The sequence below is a fragment of the Pseudomonas sp. ICMP22404 genome (assembly GCF_006227205.1).
In the GTDB taxonomy this organism is placed as follows: domain Bacteria; phylum Pseudomonadota; class Gammaproteobacteria; order Pseudomonadales; family Pseudomonadaceae; genus Aquipseudomonas.
On record NZ_VCNG01000007.1, the window covers coordinates 71,801 to 88,955 of the forward strand.

Sequence of the window (17,155 nt, forward strand, 5' to 3'; positions counted from 1 at the left end):
GGCTGTCATGTCGCATCAATCTGATTTGATCAGCGAGGACATCCTCGCCTACCTGGGCCAGCACGAGCGTAAGGAGCTGCTGCGCTTTTTGACCTGCGGTAACGTCGACGACGGCAAGAGCACCCTGATCGGGCGCCTGCTGCACGACTCCAAGATGATCTACGAGGATCACCTGGAAGCCATTACCCGCGATTCGAAGAAAGTCGGCACCACCGGTGACGACATCGACCTGGCGTTGCTGGTCGACGGCCTGCAGGCCGAGCGCGAGCAGGGCATCACCATCGATGTCGCGTACCGCTATTTCTCCACCGCCAAGCGCAAGTTCATCATCGCCGACACCCCCGGCCATGAGCAGTACACCCGCAACATGGCCACTGGTGCCTCCACCTGTGACCTGGCGATCATCCTGGTGGATGCCCGCTACGGCGTGCAGACCCAGACCCGTCGCCACAGTTTCATTGCCTCGTTGCTGGGCATCAAGCACATCGTCGTGGCCATCAACAAGATGGACCTCAAGGACTTCGATCAGGGCGTGTTCGAGTCGATCAAGGCCGACTACCTGAAGTTCGCCGAAGGCCTGAAGATGAAGCCGTCGAGCATGCACTTCGTGCCTATGTCCGCCCTCAAGGGCGACAACGTGGTGAACAAGTCCGAGCGCTCGCCGTGGTACACCGGCCAGTCGTTGATGGAAATTCTCGAGACCGTGGAAGTGGCGGGCGACCGCAACTTCACCGACCTGCGTTTCCCGGTGCAGTACGTCAACCGTCCGAACCTGAACTTCCGCGGTTTCGCCGGCACCCTGGCCAGCGGCATCGTGCACAAGGGCGACGAAGTGGTGGTGTTGCCATCGGGCAAGAGCAGCCGCGTCAAATCCATCGTCACCTTCGAAGGTGAGCTGGAGCAGGCAGGCCCGGGCCAGGCCGTGACCCTGACCATGGAAGACGAGATCGACATCTCCCGGGGCGACCTGTTGGTGCATGCCGACAACGTCCCGCCGGTCACCGACAGCTTCGAAGCGATGCTGGTGTGGATGGCCGAGGAGCCGATGCTGCCGGGCAAGAAATACGACATCAAGCGTGCGACCAGCTACGTGCCAGGCTCCATTGCCAGCATCGTCAACCGGGTCGACGTGAACACCCTCGAAGAGGGTCCGGCCAGTGCGTTGCAGCTCAACGAAATTGGCAAGGTGAAGATTGCCCTGGATGCGCCGATCGCCCTCGACGGTTACGAGAGCAACCGCACCACCGGCGCATTCATCGTCATCGATCGCCTGACCAATGGCACCGTCGGCGCCGGCATGATCGTCGCCCAGCCTCTGGCCCACGGTAGCAGCACGCATCACGGCAAGCTCGCCCATGTATCGGTGGAAGAGCGCACCCAGCGCTTCGGCCAGCAGCCGGCAACGGTGCTGTTCAGCGGTCTTTCGGGCGCCGGCAAGAGCACACTGGCTTACGCCGTGGAGCGCAAGCTGTTCGACATGGGCCGTGCGGTCTTCGTCCTCGATGGCCAGAACCTGCGCCATGACCTGAACAAGGGCTTGCCGCAAGACCGTGCCGGGCGCACCGAAAATTGGCGCCGTGCGGCTCATGTGGCCCGTCAGTTCAACGAAGCCGGTCTGCTGACTCTGGCGGCATTCGTTGCACCGAGCGCCGAAGGGCGTGAGCAGGCCAAGGACCTGATCGGCAGGGAGCGTTTGCTGACGGTCTACGTCCAGGCCTCGCCTGCGGTGTGTGCCCAGCGTGATCCGCAAGGGCTGTACGCCGCAGCTGGCGACAACATCCCGGGCGAGTCCTTCCCGTATGACGTGCCGCTGGACGCCGATCTGGTGATCGATACCCAGTCGCTGACACTGGAAGAGAGCGTCAAGCAGGTGCTGGATCTGCTGCGCAGTCGCGGCGCGATCTAAGCGCAAGCGGCAAACGAAAAGCCCGCCGATGAGCGATCATCGGCGGGCTTTTTCATTGTCTGAATCCAACAGGGTCAACTGTGGGAGCGAGCCTGCTCGCGATGGCGGTGGGTCAGTCTCCATCTTTGCAAGCTGATGCACTGCTATCGCGAGCAGGCTCGCTCCCACAAGGGGATCAGTGGAGCGTAGGGTACTCGCGATGCATCTGCTCCAGCAGTGCATCTTTGTCCTGCCACAGCTGGTTGATCCAGCCCTGGAACTCCAGGCGATAGGCGCCGTCCTGGTCGTAGTTCTTCCCGACGAATTGCGGCGGGATCGTCAATTCCTGGAAGTGCACGACCACTTCATCAACCTTGCCACACAGCAAGTCCCAATACCCCGGACGACCGCCAGGGTAGTGGATGGTCACGTTGATAATCGATTCCAACTGTTCACCCATGGCATCGAGCACAAACGCGATGCCGCCGGCCTTGGGCTTGAGCAGGTAGCGAAACGGTGACTGCTGCTGGGCATGCTTGCCCTCGGTGAAGCGTGTGCCTTCGGCGAAATTGAAAATGCCCACCGGGTTGTTGCGAAACTTCGCGCAGGTCTTGCGGGTGGTTTCCAGGTCTTTGCCTCTTTTTTCCGGATACTTTTCCAGATAGGCCTTGGAGTAGCGCTTCATGAACGGGAACCCCAGCGCCCACCAGGCCAGGCCGATCACCGGTACCCAGATCAGCTCCTGCTTGAGAAAGAACTTCAGCGGGCGGACGCGGCGATTGAGCACGTACTGCAACACCATGATGTCGACCCAACTCTGGTGGTTGCTGGTGATCAGGTACGAGTGTTGGTAGTCCAGACCTTCCAGGCCGCTGAGGTGCCAGCGGGTGCGGCGCAGCAGGTTCATCCAGGCATTGTTGTTGCTGATCCAGGCTTCATGGATGTGGCTCATCAGCCAGTCGGTGAAGCGTTGGGCGGCGGGAAAGGGCAGCAGAAGCTTGAGGATCGCCACGATGAACAGCGGCGTACAGCAGGCAATGGTATTGAGCGCCAACAGCAGCGAAGCGATGACGCCTCGCGCCGGGGCAGGCAGGAAGTCCAGCATTTAAATATCCATGGGTCGGTTGGCGGCTTGGATCGCGGTGAGGGCGATGGTGTACACGATGTCATCGACCTGGGCGCCACGGGGCAAGTCGTTCACCGGTTTGCGCAGGCCCTGGAGCATCGGCCCGAGGCTGACGCAATCGGCACTGCGTTGGACGGCCTTGTGGGTGGTGTTGCCGGTGTTCAGATCCGGGAAGATGAACACCGTCGCCCGACCGGCCACCTGGCTGTTGGGCGCCAGTTGTCGTGCCACGGTTTCGTTGGCGGCGGCGTCGTATTGCAGCGGGCCGTCGATCAGCAAGCCTTGCTGCGCTTCGTGGGCCAGCAGGGTGGCTTCGCGGACTTTCTCTACTTCCTCTCCGCTGGCCGATTCACCGCTGGAATAGCTGAGCATCGCCACCCGCGGCGTGATACCGAACGCGGCAGCCGAGTCGGCGCTTTGCAGGGCAATCTCCGCCAGCTCCGCCGCGCTGGGGTGCGGGTTCATCACGCAGTCGCCGTAGACCAGCACTTCCTCGGGAAACAGCATGAAGAACACCGATGACACCAGGGAGCAGCCCGGCGCCGTCTTGATCAACTGCAGGGCCGGACGGATGGTGTTGGCGGTGGAGTGGACAACGCCGGACACCAGACCGTCGACTTCGTCCAGCGCCAGCATCATCGTGCCGATCACCACGGTGTCTTCCAGTTGCTGCTCGGCCATCGGGGCATTCAGGCTTTTGCTCTTGCGCAACCGCACCATCGGTTCGACGTAACGCTCGCGGATCGAGTCCGGGTCGAGAACCTCCAGTCCTGGCGGCAGTTCGATGCCCTGGGCCCGGGCCACGGCCTCGACGTCGGCCGGTTTGGCCAGCAGTACGCAGCGGGCGATGCCGCGGGCCTGGCAAATGGCGGCAGCCTGGACCGTCAGCGGTTCGCTGCCTTCCGGCAGGACAATGCGCTTGTTGGCGGCCTGGGCGCGCTGGATCAATTGATAGCGGAACACCGCCGGTGACAGGCGCATCTCCCGCGGCGTACCGCAGCGCTGGTGCAGCCACTGGGCGTCCAGGTGGCTGGCGACGAAATCGGTGATGATCTCCGCACGTTCGCGGTCGTCGATCGGGATTTCCTTGTTCAACCCATTAAGCAGGTTGGCGGTGTCATAGGAGCCCGTGCTCACCGACAGTACCGGCAGGCCCGCCTGCAGGGCGCCACGGCACAGCTCCATGATGCGTGGGTCGGGAAGGGTATCGCTGGTCAGCAGCAGACCGGCCAGCGGTACGCCGTTGATGGCGGCCAGGCTCACGGCCAGGATGATGTCGTCGCGATCGCCGGGGGTCACCACCAGCACACCGGGCTTGAGCAGTTCCACAGTGTTGCGCATGGTGCGGGCGCAAATGATGATGTTGCTCATGCGCCGGCTTTCGTAATCGCCGGCATTGAGCACCTGGGCGCCCATCAAATCGGCCACGTCGCGGGTACGCGGGGCGTTGAGTTCGGGCCGGAAGGGGATGCATCCCAGCAGGCGGAAGTCGCCGCTGCGCAGCAAGGGCGAGTGCTCCTTGAGCCGGGCGGAAAACGCTTCCATGCTTTCGTCGGTACGGACCTTGTTGAGGATCACGCCGAGGACTTTCGGATCTTTCGGCCCGCCGAACAATTGCGCCTGCAACTCAACCCGCCCGGAAAGCTCGGTCAGCACTTCGTTTTCCGGCGCCGACACCAGGATCACCTCGGCGTCCAGGCTCTTGGCCAGGTGCAGGTTGACCCGGGCGGCATAACTGGCGTTGCGGGTCGGGACCATGCCTTCGACCACCAGTACGTCCTTGCCGATGGCCGCCTGCTGGTAAAGCGTAATGATTTCTTCCAGCAGTTCATCGAGCTGGCCGTCGCCGAGCATGCGCTCGACGTGAGCCAGGCCCAGCGGCTGAGGCGGCTTGAGGCCGTGGGTGCGGGCCACCAGTTCGGTTGAGCGTTCCGGGCCGGTATCGCCGGGGTGAGGTTGGGCGATGGGTTTGAAAAATCCGACCTTCAGCCCGGCCCGTTCAAGGGTGCGCACCAGCCCGAGGCTGATGGAGGTCAGGCCCACACCAAAATCGGTGGGCGCGATAAAAAAAGTTTGCATGCGGATTCTCTAAGGGAGCATGGCAAAGGCGAGGCCTATGTATAGCCGTCTACCATCCATTCAGTCACCAAGATTATCGCTAACCGGTGCCTGAGCACACCAGCCGCAATCAAAGGGCTGGCCTATTTTTTCAATACGTTGCGTGGGATCCAGCACCCACGCCCGGGATTGCCAAGGGGGCTGGTGGCGCAGGTGCTGGGTATGCCCGCAGGACAGCTCGGCCACCCAGTGACCCTCCTCGTCCTGATGGAAGCCGGTGACCGTCGGTCTGTGTGAGCAAGCCCGTTTGTCAGGGTTCCGTTCGCTTTCGGGCAAATCCTTGTTTAGACTTGTCCGTTCTTCATTCTTATGCAAAAGGTCTCGCCCCATGCTGATCGCCGCCAATAAGGCTGTCTCCATCGACTATACCCTGACCAACGACGCTGGTGAGGTCATCGACAGCTCTGCCGGCGGCGCTCCGCTGGTCTACCTGCATGGCGCAGGCAACATCATCCAGGGCCTGGAAAAAGCCCTGGAAGGTAAAACCACCGGTGACGAGCTGAACGTGACCGTCGAACCGGAAGACGCCTATGGCGAGTACTCTGCCGAACTGGTCAGCACCCTGAGCCGCAGCATGTTCGAAGGCGTGGATGAGCTGGAAGTGGGCATGCAGTTCCACGCGTCGGCGCCGGATGGCCAGATGCAGATCGTCACCATCCGCGACCTGGACGGCGATGACGTCACTGTGGACGGCAACCATCCTCTGGCCGGCCAACGCCTGAACTTCAAGGTCAAGGTTGTCGACATCCGTGATGCCAGCCAGGAAGAAGTTGCCCATGGTCACGTCCATGGCGAAGGTGGTCATCACCACTGATTTCTGCGCTACGCTGAAGTGAACCGGAAAGGCGCCATGGGCGCCTTTTTTAATCGGTTACCTGCCATGGTTGTTTCGAAGATCTGCAAACTTGGAGTTCGTCATGAGTGCTTTTCACGACCTTAAACTGAAAGCCTTGGATGGTCAGGAGCTTCCTCTGGCGCCTTTCAAGGGGCAAGTCGTGCTGGTGGTCAACGTTGCCTCCAAATGTGGCCTGACGCCTCAGTACGCTGCGCTGGAAAATCTCTATCAGCAGTACAAATCCAGGGGCTTCAGCATCCTGGGCCTGCCTTGCAATCAGTTCGCCGGGCAAGAGCCCGGTACCGAGCAGGAAATCCAGGCGTTCTGCAGCAACAATTATGGCGTGACGTTTCCGCTGTCCAGCAAGCTGGAGGTGAACGGTCATGACCGGCATCAACTCTACCGCCTGCTGGCGGGCGAGGGCGCCGAGTTCCCCGGGGACATTACCTGGAACTTCGAGAAGTTTCTGCTCGGCAAGGACGGCCGCGTGTTGGCCCGCTTTTCGCCGCGCACGGCACCGGATGACCCTGCGGTGATCCAGGCGATTGAAAAAGCGCTGGGCTGAACCTTCACCGTTGTGGCGAGGGAGCTTGCTTGCGTACTGTGGGAGCAAGGCTTGCCCGCGATGAAGGTGATGGGACCTTTCAGAAATCGGGTGCCTGGTTCGCGAGCAAGCGTTGCTCCCACATTCAGCTGCCTTTGCGCACCCTTTTTAACCTTTATCACTCCAATCAATAGTGCTACCCAGCACTCCCCACGCTGCATATTATCGTCGTCATATCGACTGCGACCTTGTCCCGTGGAGTGTCCCATGCCTGTAAAAGCCCTGTTCAAACCTTTCCAACTCGGTGCGTTCGAGCTGCCGACCCGGGTCGTGATGGCGCCGATGACCCGTTCCTTTTCACCGGGCGGCGTGCCGAATGCCAAGGTCATCGAATATTACCGTCGCCGCGCAGCGGCCGGGGTTGGCCTGATCATCACCGAAGGCACGACGGTCGGGCACAAGGCTTCCAACGGGTATCCGAACGTGCCGCACTTCTATGGCGATGCAGCGCTCGCCGGTTGGAAGCAAGTGGTCGATGCAGTGCATGCCGAAGGCGGCAAGATCGTCCCACAGTTGTGGCATGTGGGCAGTGTGCGCCGCACCGGGACCGAACCGGATGCCAGCGTGCCGGGTTATGGCCCGACTGAGAAGCTCAAGGACGGCCAGGTGGTGGTCCACGGTATGACCCAGGCAGACATCGACGATGTCATCGCCGCCTTCGCCCAGGCAGCGAAAGACGCCCAGAGTATCGGCATGGATGGCGTGGAGATCCATGGCGCCCATGGTTACCTGGTGGACCAGTTTTTCTGGGAAGGCAGCAACCAACGCACTGATGGCTACGGCGGCAGCCTGGCCAACCGTTCGCGTTTCGCCATCGAATTGATCCGTGCCGTGCGAGCCGCCGTTGGCGAAGGATTCCCGATCATCTTCCGCTTCTCTCAATGGAAACAGCAGGACTACACGGCACGTCTGGTGCAGACCCCCGAAGCCCTGGGCGAATTCCTCAAGCCGCTGTCCGAGGCTGGCGTGGATATTTTCCACTGCTCGACACGTCGCTTCTGGGAGCCGGAGTTCGACGGTTCCGAATTGAACCTGGCCGGCTGGACCCGCAAGCTGACCGGCAAGCCGACCATCACCGTCGGCAGCGTTGGCCTGGATGGCGAGTTCCTGCAGTTCATGGTCAATACCGACAAGGTCGCGCAACCGGCCAGCCTGGAGAAACTGCTGGAGCGCCTGAACAATGACGAATTCGACCTGGTGGCGGTAGGCCGTGCGCTGCTGGTGGATCCGGACTGGGCCCAGAAAGTGCGTGAAGGTCGCGAGCAGGAAATCCTGCCGTTCAGCCGTGAAGCACTGATGACGCTGGTCTGAATCGCCTGCGCCGACGCCATCGCGGACAAGCCTTGCTCCCACATTGGATCTTCAGCGGACGGGTCACTTGTGAGCTGCTGATGACCCTGTGGGAGCAAGGCTTGCCCGCGACGCTTTCAGCGATGCGGCACTGCCTGCGGCAGTGTCGATATGGCCTGGCAAGCCCCCCGTAATTGCGCCTCGAACTGCTCGATCACTGACGCCCAACCCTGGCGACTGGCATGCTGACGGGCATTGAGCCTCACGCAACGTAACGTTTCGGACTCCTCCAGCAGCCAACGGGCCGCATCGCAGAACGCTTCCTCATCCCCTGGCATTGCCAGCACGCCGTTGTAGCCATGACGGATGTGCTGTGCCGCGGCGGCCTGGTCATAGGCCACTACGCCCAGCCCGGAGGCCAGGGCTTCCAGCACGACGTTGCCGAAGGTTTCGGTCAGGCTCGGAAAGACGAACACATCCCCGCTGGCATAGTGGCTGGCCAGTGTCTCGCCCCGCTGGGTGCCGCAGAAAATCGCCTCGGGCAATTCCTGCTCCAAGGCGGACCGTTGCGGGCCGTCGCCGATCACCACCAGCTTGATCCGCCGCTCGGGGAACGCACTGCACAGCCTGTTGAAACAATGCTTGAGCAAGCCGAGGTTCTTCTCCGGCGCCAGGCGCCCAACGTGGACCACGGCAATGTCGTCATCGCCCAGGCCCCAGCTTTCCCGCAGGCTGACCGAGCGCTTGACCGGATGGAACAACTGGCTGTCCACGCCGCGGGACAACAGCGTAACGCGCTCGAAATGCCGCCGCTCCAGTTCCAGTTGCTGGCTGAGACTGGGCACCAGGGTCAGGTTGGAGCGGTTGTGGAACCAGCGCAGGTAATGGGTGAGTACGCGACTCAGCAACCCGAGGCCGTACTGCCGGGTGTATTGCTGGAAATTGGTGTGGAAGCCACTGACCACCGAGATTCCCAGGCGTCGCGCCGCCCGCAGTGCCGATAAACCCAGCGGCCCTTCGGTGGCGATGTACAGCACATCGGGCCGCTGACGCTTCCAGCGCCGCAACAGCTTGTGCATGGACACCTGGCCCCACTGCAACCCCGGATACCCTGGCAACGGCCAGCCCCTGCACAACAGCAACTCGTCACTGGCCTGGCGTAGATCGGTAGCCTGCCGCGGACGCACCAGCTCCACCCGGTGCCCTCGGGCACGCAGGCCCTCGTGCAAGCGGCCCAAGGTATTGGCCACGCCATTGATTTCCGGCGGGAAGGTTTCAGTGATGAGGGTGATATGCAGGTGTGTGCTCATGACCCCAGTGTCGACCGGGGCCATTTCGCCAGTGTGACGCCTTGATGATGGATTTGTGACCGGTTCAGCCTTGGCGGGCCAGCGCCGTCTCGGCACCTTGCTCGCGCACCCAGAACAGGGTCGCTCCGGCCACGGCCGCTGGCATCATCAGGATGTTGACCACGGGAATCAGCAGCGCCAGGTACACGCTGCCGCCAAAGCCGAGGCTCTGCCAGCGCTTCTGGCGCAGCCAGGCGAGCATTTCGTTCCAGCCCAGCTTGTGGTTGTCCGCCGGGTAGTCGATGTACTGGATCGCCATCATCCACACGCCGAACAGCAACCACAGCGGTGCGGCCACGAGGTTGACCACGGGAATGAACGACAGCACGAACAACCCCAGGGCGCGGGGCAGGAAGTAGCCGAGCTTGCGTGCCTCCCGGGCCAGGGTGCGTGGGATCATGGCGACCAACTCACCCCAACTGAAGGGTGGGAAGTCATCGGTGCCACGGACCACCACCTCGACTTTCTCCGCAAGAAAGCCGTTGAACGGCGCGGCGATGATGTTGGCGAGCATCGTGAAGGTAAAAAACACCATCAGCACCACCAGCACCACGAACAGCGGCCAGAGGATATAGCTGAGGAAGCTCAGCCAGTCCGGCAGCGACGGCATCAATGTGTCGACCCACAGGCTGAATTGATGGCCGGCCAGGTAGATCAGGCCGACGAACAATACGAGGTTGATCACCAGCGGCAACAATACGAACAAACGCAGGCCCGGACTCAAGACCAGCTTGAGGCCTTCTTGCAGATATTGCGGGCCGGACAGGACGGGGGCGGGCATGGGAAGCTCCGAGAGAAGATGAACGCGCCGACCTTACCGGCTTTGCCCGACGCGGGAAAGCGTCTACATGGCGTGTAACAGGTTTATTGAACGGGCGGCTCTATTGAAAGCTCTACCCGATATAGAACTCGCCTATGAGCTGGATTGTTAAACCGTATTTCCTTAATCTTCGCTCCCTCGATACGCTGCACCCATTCTTTTTCAGGACCGTCGAACCAAAGCCTTCCCCAAGTGCGTCAACGGTCCTTTTTATTCCCGCCGCTCACCCGGCGCTCCGGCCCCAAGGGGCTGGTCAACTGGAGCAGGTCATGTCTGAAGTTCGTCATTCGCGGGTCATTATTCTCGGTTCCGGCCCTGCCGGTTACAGCGCCGCTGTTTACGCGGCTCGTGCCAACCTCAAGCCACTGCTGATCACCGGCATGCAGGCCGGCGGTCAACTGACCACCACCACCGAAGTCGACAACTGGCCGGGCGATGTCCACGGCCTGACCGGCCCGGCGTTGATGGAGCGCATGAAAGAACACGCCGAGCGCTTCGAGACCGAAATCGTCTTCGACCATATCAATGCCGTGGATTTCGCCGCCAAGCCTTACACCCTGACCGGCGACAGCGCGACCTACACCTGCGACGCCCTGATCATCGCCACCGGTGCCAGCGCCCGTTACCTGGGCCTGCCGTCGGAAGAGGCCTTCATGGGCAAGGGCGTTTCCGCTTGCGCCACCTGCGACGGTTTCTTCTACCGCAACAAGCCGGTCGCCGTGGTCGGTGGCGGCAATACCGCTGTCGAGGAAGCCTTGTACCTGGCGAACATCGCCAGCACGGTCACCCTGATCCACCGTCGCGAAACCTTCCGCGCCGAGAAGATCCTGATCGACAAGCTCAATGCTCGCGTGGCCGAAGGCAAGATCATCCTCAAGCTCAATGCCACCCTGGACGAAGTGCTGGGTGACAACATGGGCGTGACTGGTGCCCGCCTGAAAAACAACGACGGCAGCTTTGACGAAATCAAGGTCGACGGCGTCTTCATCGCCATCGGCCACACGCCGAACACCTCGTTGTTCGAAGGCCAGTTGGAACTCAAGGACGGTTACCTGGTGGTCAAGGGCGGCCGCGACGGCAACGCCACCGCCACCAGCGTCGAAGGCATCTTCGCAGCAGGTGACGTGGCCGACCACGTCTACCGCCAAGCCATCACCTCGGCCGGCGCCGGCTGCATGGCGGCCCTGGACACCGAACGTTACCTGGACGGCTTGCAGAACGCTTCGTTCTGATTTCAGCCTGAGAGCAAGCGAAGCACCTGTGGGAGCGAGCCTGCTCGCGAAGGCGGTAAATCAGTCAACATTACGCTGACTGTCTCACCGCTTTCGCGAGCAGGCTCGCTCCCACAGTGTTTTGTGTGGTCTGTTCAGCTCAGCTTCGCCAGGCACGCTTCGAGAATATCCAGACCTTCCTCCAGCACCGCCGGCTCGGTCGTCAACGGTGCCAGCAAGCGGATGATATGGCGCGACTTGCCACTGGGCATCAGCAGTAGACCCGCGTCCCGTGCCAGGGCCAGCAACTGGGTCAACTGCGCCGCAGCCGGGGTACCGTCGGCGTGGGCCAGTTCGATGCCGCGCATTGCGCCGACACCCGTCAGGCGGCCCAGGAATGGCGTCAGCCCCCGGCGGCGCCATGATTCGTAGCGGCTGACAATCGTCTCTTCCTGTTGCGTGCCCCAGGCGTGCAGGTGCGTGTCGGTCATTTCCTCCAGGGTCGCCAATGCGGCGGCGCAGGCGATTGGGTTGCCGGAATAGGTGCCGCCCAAGCCACCCTTGGGCAGGTTGTCCAGCAAAGCCTTGCGCCCCACCACCGCACCCAGCGGGACACCGCCGGCAATACTCTTGCCCAGCAGGATCAGGTCGGGCTCGATGCCCAGTCGCGAGAAGGCAAAACGCTGGCCGGTGCGCCCGAAGCCGGACTGGATTTCATCGATGATCAGCACGATGCCCTTGTCGTCGCAGAACTGTCGCAGGGCCTGGGCGAAAGGGATGTCCAGCGCCAGGAAGCCCGCCTCGCCCTGTACCGGTTCGACGATGAAGCAGGCCACATCGTTGACGTCGATCTCCACGCTGAACAGCCGCTCCATGGCCTGCAAGGCTTCTGCGCAGGTCACGCCGTTGTCCTTGCTCGGATAGGGCAGGTGATAGACCGGGCCGGGCAGTACGCCGATTTTCTGTTTGTAGGGTGCGACTTTGCCATTGAGGTTGAGAGTGGCCAGGGTGCGCCCGTGGAAGCCGCCGTCGAAGGCGATGACGGCGGTGCGGCCCGTGGCCCCGCGGACGATCTTCAGGGCGTTTTCCGCAGCCTCCGCGCCGCTGTTGGTGAGCATGCCGCTGATGGGGTAGTCCACTGGGACAAACGCTGTCAGACGCTTCATCAATTCGATATAGGGCGCGTGGGGAGCGGCGTTGAAGGCATAGTGAGTCAACCGGGTGGCCTGCTCGCGAATGGCCTCGACGACGTGCGGATGGCAATGGCCGAGGTTCAGCACGCCTATGCCACCCACGAAGTCGATATAGCGCTTGCCATCGGTGTCCCAGACCTCGGCGTTTTTGCCGTGGCTGAGGCTGACGGGGTGCACGATGGAGATCGATTGGCTGATGGTTTCGCTGCTCATGGGTGACGGCTCGAAGGAAGAAAGGATTTCCTTTATCTAAGCCGTGAGCAGTGGGGGCCGGCAAACGAAATAAAGTTGCCGGGTCAATCTTAAAAGTCGGGATGTGTGCCAATGCCAAGGGAAACGAAGTGCCTGTGGCGAGGGGATTTATCCCCGCTGGGCTGCGAAGCAGCCCCAGGCGCCAATCGCGATCAACCTGACACGCCTGGGTTGGCAGTTAGGGCCTGCTTCGCAGTCCAGCGGGGATAAATCCCCTCGCCACAGGCGGGGATCAGCGGCGTTGCAGGGGCTGGGCCGCGAACTTCACGCCCGCCAGGCCATGGACCATCAGCGCACGGATATTGCCGTGGTCGCTGCCGTCGGGAGTGTTCAGCACCGAGCGGTAATGTTCGCCGAACGCCAGCAGCGCTTCTTCATCGCTCAAGCCTTCGAGCAAGGCCAGGCCGAGGGTCTTGCAGGAGCCTTCGTTCTGTCCGGCCGCGTTTTCCACGCCGCCGTTGATGAAAGCCTGGGGCTGGTAGTCGTAGCCATCGGCAATGAAGGCCAGGGTATCGGCGAAAGCGTGTTCGCCACTCTGGAGGCGGGTGCGCAGGGTTTTCAGATCAGGCATCGGGTTTTCCCTTGGCGAACGCCGCTTGTTGCTCGGCGCTGGCTTCTTGCTGGTATTGGGCTTTCCATTCGGCGTACGGCATGCCATAGACCCTTTCACGGGCGTCATCGAGGCTGACCTCGATCTGGCGTTCATCGGCAGCAGCCTTGTACCACTTGGACAGGCAGTTGCGGCAGAAACCGGCGAGGTTCATCAGGTCGATGTTCTGCACATCCTTGCGGCTGTCCAGGTGGGCAACCAGCCGACGGAAAGCGGCGGCTTCGAGTTCGAGGCGTTGTTGGTCGTTCATGGCGGTCTCTGCAAGACAGCTTCAAGGGACAAGCTTCAAGCTGCAAATGGATTGCGGTCAGGCTTGAAGCTTACAGCTTGAAGCCTGTAGCGGCTACGCAGTCGCTCGGCTGGCCGCCAAAGTGATCGACACCGACTCGGCAAAACGCAAGGCGTGGGGTTTGTCGACTTCGACTTCGGCGTATTGCACCGACTCGTTGCTCATGACCAGGTCCAGCAGCTCTTGGGTCAGGCGTTCCAGCAGAGCGAAGCGATTGCCTTCCACGTGGGCGATGATCGCTTTGGTGATGGTGCGGTAGTTCAGCGCATGATCGATGTCGTTGTCGCGTACCGCTTCCTGTGCCGGGTAGAGGATGGTCAGGTTGATCAGGACATCCTGTTTGTTGAGGATTTCATCCTCGTTGATCCCGATGAAAGTGCGCAGGCGCAGGTCCTTGACCCGGATGCGCGCCATGGCTGGCTGAAGTTGTGGCATTTACTTGCTCCGTCGAATCAATTGCAGGAACTCCTGGCGAGTGGTGCTGGACTCGCGAAAAGCCCCGAGCATCACTGAAGTGTTCATGGTCGAGTTCTGTTTTTCGACACCGCGCATCATCATGCACATGTGCTGGGCCTCGATGACCACCGCGACACCGGCGGCCTGGGTAACCTGTTGCACCGCGGCGGCGATTTGCCGGGTGAGGTTCTCCTGGATCTGCAGGCGGCGGGCGAACATGTCCACCAGCCGCGCGATCTTCGACAGCCCGAGGACCTTGCCTGTTGGAATATAAGCCACATGGGCCTTGCCGATGAAGGGCAGTAGGTGATGCTCGCACAGGGAATAGAGTTCGATGTCGGCGACGATCACCATCTCGTCGCTGTCCGAGTCGAACAGGGCGCCATTGACGATCTGCTCGACGCTTTGCTCGTAGCCGTGGCAAAGGTACTGCATGGCCTTGGCGGCACGAACCGGTGTGTCCAACAGGCCTTCGCGGTCCGGATCTTCACCCAGGCCGATGAGGATCTCGCGGTAATTCTGGGGCAGGGATAACGCCATGATGGATCCTCGCAGCAAGGCTATTTGACGTGCCGCCCGCCGTTGACGGTCAGGGTCGTGCCGGTGACATAGGGGTTGTCCAGCAGATACCGCAGGCTCTGGTAGATGACTTCGCTACCGGGCTCGATGCCCAACGCCGATTTGGCCAGGGTCTTGGCTCGATAAGCCGCGTCGTCTTCGGCCTTGAACAGTAGCAGGGCCGGGGCGATACCGTTGACCTTGATCGCCGGTGCGAACTTCGCTGCGAACGACAGGGTCAGGCTGTCGAGTCCGGCCTTGGTGGCGCAATAGGCGATGTGTTTGCTGCTGCCCTTGCGGGTTACATCGTCGCTGATGTGCACGATATCCGCGGGAGTCGAGCGCCGTAGCAGCTCGGCACAATGCAAGTTGATCAGATATGGCGCAAGCATGTGCACGCCGAACATGGCATTGAAGGCCGCCGATTCGTTGCCTGGCGTTTCGACCAGCCATGCCGAGGCGTTGTGCACGATGGCCCGCAGCCGGTCCGTGTGCTGCTTGAGCTGTTCGATGAAGGCCAGGATCCCGTCTTCGCTGGAAAGATCGGCAAACATCGCTGTTGCTCCCAGATCCCGGAGCGTCTGCACACCTGGACGCTCGGTGCGATAAGTGACGATGACCGGATGACCGTCCTCCAGCAATCGGCGGGCGCAGTGCAAGCCGACACGCTGGGCTGCGCCGGTGAGCAGGATAGGGGCGTCGGTACTGGGCATGGACGGACTCGGTTCACAACAGAAGCAAAACTATATCAGTGACTGCGGGATGTACCTATTTGTAGCGGCTGAGCTCATGGGCTGGGCCTGTCGCTCAAGCGTTCGTCATGGCGACACGCCACGAATAATGTGTGACAAGAAACAACAAACTGATGTATCGAATGGGTTTGCTCTTGTCATCGTATGACCAAGAGGGAGTAAACTGGGATCCAATTTGCCAGTCGGGCCTGTTGGACAAAAAATGAGCGTAATCACCGACGATCAGTTCGTTTTCCAAGCGGCAGCGGGCCTGGAGCGCGAAGACCTGTTTCCCATCCGTGAAGTTTCGCGGCTCACGGGAGTGAACCCTGTGACCCTGCGCGCCTGGGAGCGCCGCTACGGTCTGATCCAGCCAACCCGTACCGAAAGCGGTCACCGTCTGTATTCCCTGGGCGATATCGACAAGGTACGCAGCATCCTTTCCTGGATCGAACGCGGGGTCGCTGTCAGTAAAATCAGCAAGATCCTGAGCAAGACCGAATCGTTGCAACCGGTTTCCGTGTTGATTCCATCGGATCTGGTGAGGGTCGACTACGCGCAATGGCAGCGCCAGATCGCGGTCGCGGTCGCCAACTTTGACGATGTAGAGCTGGATCGCATCTATGGGCAGATTTTTTCCAGTTACGCAGTGCCAATCGTCTTTCAGCGCATCCTGATGCCGCTCTGGCGGCAATTGCTGCAACGTCAGCAGGAGTTCGGACAGACCAGCGAATGGCTGTTTTTCGACGGATTCCTGCGCTCGCGTGTCGCGCAACGACTCCTGCTCAAGCGCGAGGACCGGTCGCGACGCGTCCTGGTCAGCGCCATCGCCGGTCAGTGCCGTGAGCTGGAGCTGCTGGTGATGGCGCTGTATGTGTCGAAGGCGGAAGTGGGCATCAGGTTGATGACCGTCGGCCAGCCATTCGACGAACTGACCCTGGTATGCCAGAAGACTCAACCTCTGGCGCTGGTACTGGTGTCCAACCATGTGCCCGTTGCCGAATTGCCCAAGCGTATGAACAGATTGGCGATGAGCCTGGATTGCCCGTTGATGCTGGCCGGCGATGCGTCCGACCTGATGCAGGAAAGCCTGGCAGGATCATCGATCGGTTGCCTGGGCAATGACGGAACAGTGATTCACCAGCGCTTGCGCCAGTTGCTGGCAGGTACCCTGGATACGTAGGTAGCTCATTCGAGTACTCGAATCAACCAAACAGGCCGCTAGAGATGCATGGCCGGGTGAGACAGGCGATGCTGCTGGAGGATGTACTGACGCAGGCGTTCGGTTTCGTCCTGGTCGTTCTGGTTCAAATGGTAGGCATACAAGCCTTGCTCGGTTTCCCGTTCGAAGGTCCCGCGCAACGAAATCCTTTCGTAGCCTGACGGGCTGAACCACAGGACGAATTGTTTCGGCGGTTTGGTACGGCTGCGGTTTTCCAGCAACACACCCTTGCAAGACACTTCGTGGACCCACAAAGGCCCTGGCTGACCCTTGGCATTTTCAAGTGCCACCGGCTCTTCGAGGGCCAGGCGCCAGGGGCGTACTTTCGGTCCGTCCTCGTAGATACTCGGTACACCCAGACGCAGGTGCATCGCGTGGAATTCATCCTCCACAAGCTGCAACGGGAAAGTCATTTGCTGGTTTTCGAAGCTGGCTTGCAGCGTCACCTGCTCATTGGCCGCCAGGCGCGTCAGCAAGTCACGGATCTGCGACCCGCTATTGACCAGCAGGCTGGATGTCACATCCCGTTCATTCAATTGCGGGATGTGTTGCATGGTCCGGATAAAGTCCAACTCATCCTGAGTCAGAAGCGCGTCACGTTGCATG

General features: G+C 61.2%; 18 protein-coding genes. 6 read left to right on the forward strand and 12 right to left on the reverse strand.

The window, feature by feature from the left end; genetic code table 11:
- Window positions 1-7 precede the first annotated feature (7 nt).
- On the forward strand, window positions 8-1,906 hold the full coding sequence (cysN, locus tag FGE05_RS14055; protein ID WP_139645803.1) for a sulfate adenylyltransferase subunit CysN: 1,899 nt from the start codon (window positions 8-10) through the stop codon (window positions 1,904-1,906).
- A 175-nt stretch (window positions 1,907-2,081) separates the two neighbouring features.
- Here the strand turns inward: cysN and FGE05_RS14060 are convergent, their stop codons facing one another.
- From FGE05_RS14060 to FGE05_RS14070, 3 genes are read right to left on the reverse strand one after another with little or no spacing between them, the layout of a single operon-like run.
- Window positions 2,082-2,990 (reverse strand): acyltransferase, encoded by a 909-nt coding sequence (locus FGE05_RS14060; RefSeq protein ID WP_139645805.1) that lies wholly within the window; start codon window positions 2,988-2,990, stop codon window positions 2,082-2,084.
- Window positions 2,991-5,090, reverse strand: a complete 2,100-nt coding sequence (pta, locus tag FGE05_RS14065) for a phosphate acetyltransferase (protein ID WP_139645807.1) — start codon at window positions 5,088-5,090, stop codon at window positions 2,991-2,993. It abuts the gene before it with no gap.
- A gap of 60 nt (window positions 5,091-5,150) precedes the next feature.
- A complete protein-coding gene (locus FGE05_RS14070) occupies window positions 5,151-5,489 on the reverse strand; it encodes a DUF3565 domain-containing protein (protein WP_139645809.1) in 339 nt (112 codons plus the stop codon).
- Here FGE05_RS14070 and FGE05_RS14075 point away from each other — a divergent pair.
- From FGE05_RS14075 to FGE05_RS14085, 3 genes are all read left to right on the forward strand, one after another.
- Window positions 5,458-5,943, forward strand: coding sequence for a peptidylprolyl isomerase (locus FGE05_RS14075; protein ID WP_024777507.1), 486 nt, complete (start codon window positions 5,458-5,460; stop codon window positions 5,941-5,943). The two genes, FGE05_RS14070 and FGE05_RS14075, sit on opposite strands and share 32 nt — an antisense overlap.
- 103 nt (window positions 5,944-6,046) lie before the next feature.
- Window positions 6,047-6,529, forward strand: coding sequence for a glutathione peroxidase (locus tag FGE05_RS14080; protein ID WP_024777508.1), 483 nt, complete (start codon window positions 6,047-6,049; stop codon window positions 6,527-6,529).
- A 246-nt stretch (window positions 6,530-6,775) separates the two neighbouring features.
- Window positions 6,776-7,879, forward strand: coding sequence for an NADH:flavin oxidoreductase (locus tag FGE05_RS14085; protein ID WP_139645811.1), 1,104 nt, complete (start codon window positions 6,776-6,778; stop codon window positions 7,877-7,879).
- A gap of 116 nt (window positions 7,880-7,995) precedes the next feature.
- On the opposite strand, the gene FGE05_RS14090 is transcribed toward FGE05_RS14085, so the two are convergent.
- Window positions 7,996-9,192 (reverse strand): glycosyltransferase family 1 protein, encoded by a 1,197-nt coding sequence (locus FGE05_RS14090; RefSeq protein ID WP_139645813.1) that lies wholly within the window; start codon window positions 9,190-9,192, stop codon window positions 7,996-7,998.
- Between the two features lie 40 nt (window positions 9,193-9,232).
- Window positions 9,233-9,988, reverse strand: a complete 756-nt coding sequence (cysZ, locus tag FGE05_RS14095; RefSeq protein ID WP_139645815.1) for a sulfate transporter CysZ — start codon at window positions 9,986-9,988, stop codon at window positions 9,233-9,235.
- A 308-nt stretch (window positions 9,989-10,296) separates the two neighbouring features.
- Between cysZ and trxB the strand changes: the two genes are divergently transcribed.
- Window positions 10,297-11,259, forward strand: a complete 963-nt coding sequence (gene trxB / locus FGE05_RS14100) for a thioredoxin-disulfide reductase (protein WP_003205459.1) — start codon at window positions 10,297-10,299, stop codon at window positions 11,257-11,259.
- Between the two features lie 134 nt (window positions 11,260-11,393).
- Here the strand turns inward: trxB and FGE05_RS14105 are convergent, their stop codons facing one another.
- From FGE05_RS14105 to folM, 6 genes are all read right to left on the reverse strand, one after another.
- Window positions 11,394-12,644 (reverse strand): aspartate aminotransferase family protein, encoded by a 1,251-nt coding sequence (locus FGE05_RS14105; RefSeq protein WP_139645817.1) that lies wholly within the window; start codon window positions 12,642-12,644, stop codon window positions 11,394-11,396.
- Window positions 12,645-12,915: 271 nt separating this feature from the next.
- Window positions 12,916-13,254: a HopJ type III effector protein gene (locus FGE05_RS14110; protein ID WP_175385511.1), complete on the reverse strand. Its 339-nt coding sequence runs from the start codon at window positions 13,252-13,254 to the stop codon at window positions 12,916-12,918.
- Window positions 13,247-13,543 carry a DUF1244 domain-containing protein gene (locus FGE05_RS14115; protein ID WP_047699585.1) on the reverse strand — a complete coding sequence of 99 codons (297 nt, stop codon included), beginning with the start codon at window positions 13,541-13,543 and terminating at the stop codon, window positions 13,247-13,249. Before FGE05_RS14115 ends, FGE05_RS14110 begins: the two co-directional genes overlap by 8 nt.
- 93 nt (window positions 13,544-13,636) lie before the next feature.
- Window positions 13,637-14,017 carry a dihydroneopterin triphosphate 2'-epimerase gene (gene folX / locus FGE05_RS14120; protein WP_139645821.1) on the reverse strand — a complete coding sequence of 127 codons (381 nt, stop codon included), beginning with the start codon at window positions 14,015-14,017 and terminating at the stop codon, window positions 13,637-13,639.
- Window positions 14,018-14,578 carry a GTP cyclohydrolase I FolE gene (gene folE, locus FGE05_RS14125; RefSeq protein ID WP_139645823.1) on the reverse strand — a complete coding sequence of 187 codons (561 nt, stop codon included), beginning with the start codon at window positions 14,576-14,578 and terminating at the stop codon, window positions 14,018-14,020.
- Between the two features lie 20 nt (window positions 14,579-14,598).
- Window positions 14,599-15,309: a dihydromonapterin reductase gene (gene folM, locus FGE05_RS14130; protein WP_139645824.1), complete on the reverse strand. Its 711-nt coding sequence runs from the start codon at window positions 15,307-15,309 to the stop codon at window positions 14,599-14,601.
- A gap of 241 nt (window positions 15,310-15,550) precedes the next feature.
- Here folM and FGE05_RS14135 point away from each other — a divergent pair, with 241 nt between their 5' ends.
- Window positions 15,551-16,510, forward strand: a complete 960-nt coding sequence (locus FGE05_RS14135) for a MerR family transcriptional regulator (protein WP_139645827.1) — start codon at window positions 15,551-15,553, stop codon at window positions 16,508-16,510.
- A 38-nt stretch (window positions 16,511-16,548) separates the two neighbouring features.
- On the opposite strand, the gene FGE05_RS14140 is transcribed toward FGE05_RS14135, so the two are convergent.
- Entirely contained in the window at window positions 16,549-17,154 is a 606-nt protein-coding gene (locus FGE05_RS14140) for a hypothetical protein (RefSeq protein WP_139645829.1), read from the reverse strand.
- Window position 17,155 lies beyond the last annotated feature (1 nt).

What these genes read in the sequence shown, in the direction of transcription:
- cysN (WP_139645803.1), top strand. Translation starts at nt 8, where the DNA reads ATGTCGCATCAATCTGATTTGATCAGCGAGGACATCCTCGCCTACCTG.
- FGE05_RS14060 (WP_139645805.1), bottom strand. Translation starts at nt 2,990, where the DNA reads ATGCTGGACTTCCTGCCTGCCCCGGCGCGAGGCGTCATCGCTTCGCTG.
- pta (WP_139645807.1), bottom strand. Translation starts at nt 5,090, where the DNA reads ATGCAAACTTTTTTTATCGCGCCCACCGATTTTGGTGTGGGCCTGACC.
- FGE05_RS14075 (WP_024777507.1), top strand. Translation starts at nt 5,458, where the DNA reads ATGCTGATCGCCGCCAATAAGGCTGTCTCCATCGACTATACCCTGACC.
- FGE05_RS14070 (WP_139645809.1), bottom strand. Translation starts at nt 5,489, where the DNA reads ATGGAGACAGCCTTATTGGCGGCGATCAGCATGGGGCGAGACCTTTTG.
- FGE05_RS14080 (WP_024777508.1), top strand. Translation starts at nt 6,047, where the DNA reads ATGAGTGCTTTTCACGACCTTAAACTGAAAGCCTTGGATGGTCAGGAG.
- FGE05_RS14085 (WP_139645811.1), top strand. Translation starts at nt 6,776, where the DNA reads ATGCCTGTAAAAGCCCTGTTCAAACCTTTCCAACTCGGTGCGTTCGAG.
- FGE05_RS14090 (WP_139645813.1), bottom strand. Translation starts at nt 9,192, where the DNA reads ATGGCCCCGGTCGACACTGGGGTCATGAGCACACACCTGCATATCACC.
- cysZ (WP_139645815.1), bottom strand. Translation starts at nt 9,988, where the DNA reads ATGCCCGCCCCCGTCCTGTCCGGCCCGCAATATCTGCAAGAAGGCCTC.
- trxB (WP_003205459.1), top strand. Translation starts at nt 10,297, where the DNA reads ATGTCTGAAGTTCGTCATTCGCGGGTCATTATTCTCGGTTCCGGCCCT.
- FGE05_RS14105 (WP_139645817.1), bottom strand. Translation starts at nt 12,644, where the DNA reads ATGAGCAGCGAAACCATCAGCCAATCGATCTCCATCGTGCACCCCGTC.
- FGE05_RS14110 (WP_175385511.1), bottom strand. Translation starts at nt 13,254, where the DNA reads ATGCCTGATCTGAAAACCCTGCGCACCCGCCTCCAGAGTGGCGAACAC.
- FGE05_RS14115 (WP_047699585.1), bottom strand. Translation starts at nt 13,543, where the DNA reads ATGAACGACCAACAACGCCTCGAACTCGAAGCCGCCGCTTTCCGTCGG.
- folX (WP_139645821.1), bottom strand. Translation starts at nt 14,017, where the DNA reads ATGCCACAACTTCAGCCAGCCATGGCGCGCATCCGGGTCAAGGACCTG.
- folE (WP_139645823.1), bottom strand. Translation starts at nt 14,578, where the DNA reads ATGGCGTTATCCCTGCCCCAGAATTACCGCGAGATCCTCATCGGCCTG.
- folM (WP_139645824.1), bottom strand. Translation starts at nt 15,309, where the DNA reads ATGCCCAGTACCGACGCCCCTATCCTGCTCACCGGCGCAGCCCAGCGT.
- FGE05_RS14135 (WP_139645827.1), top strand. Translation starts at nt 15,551, where the DNA reads ATGAGCGTAATCACCGACGATCAGTTCGTTTTCCAAGCGGCAGCGGGC.
- FGE05_RS14140 (WP_139645829.1), bottom strand. Translation starts at nt 17,154, where the DNA reads ATGCAACGTGACGCGCTTCTGACTCAGGATGAGTTGGACTTTATCCGG.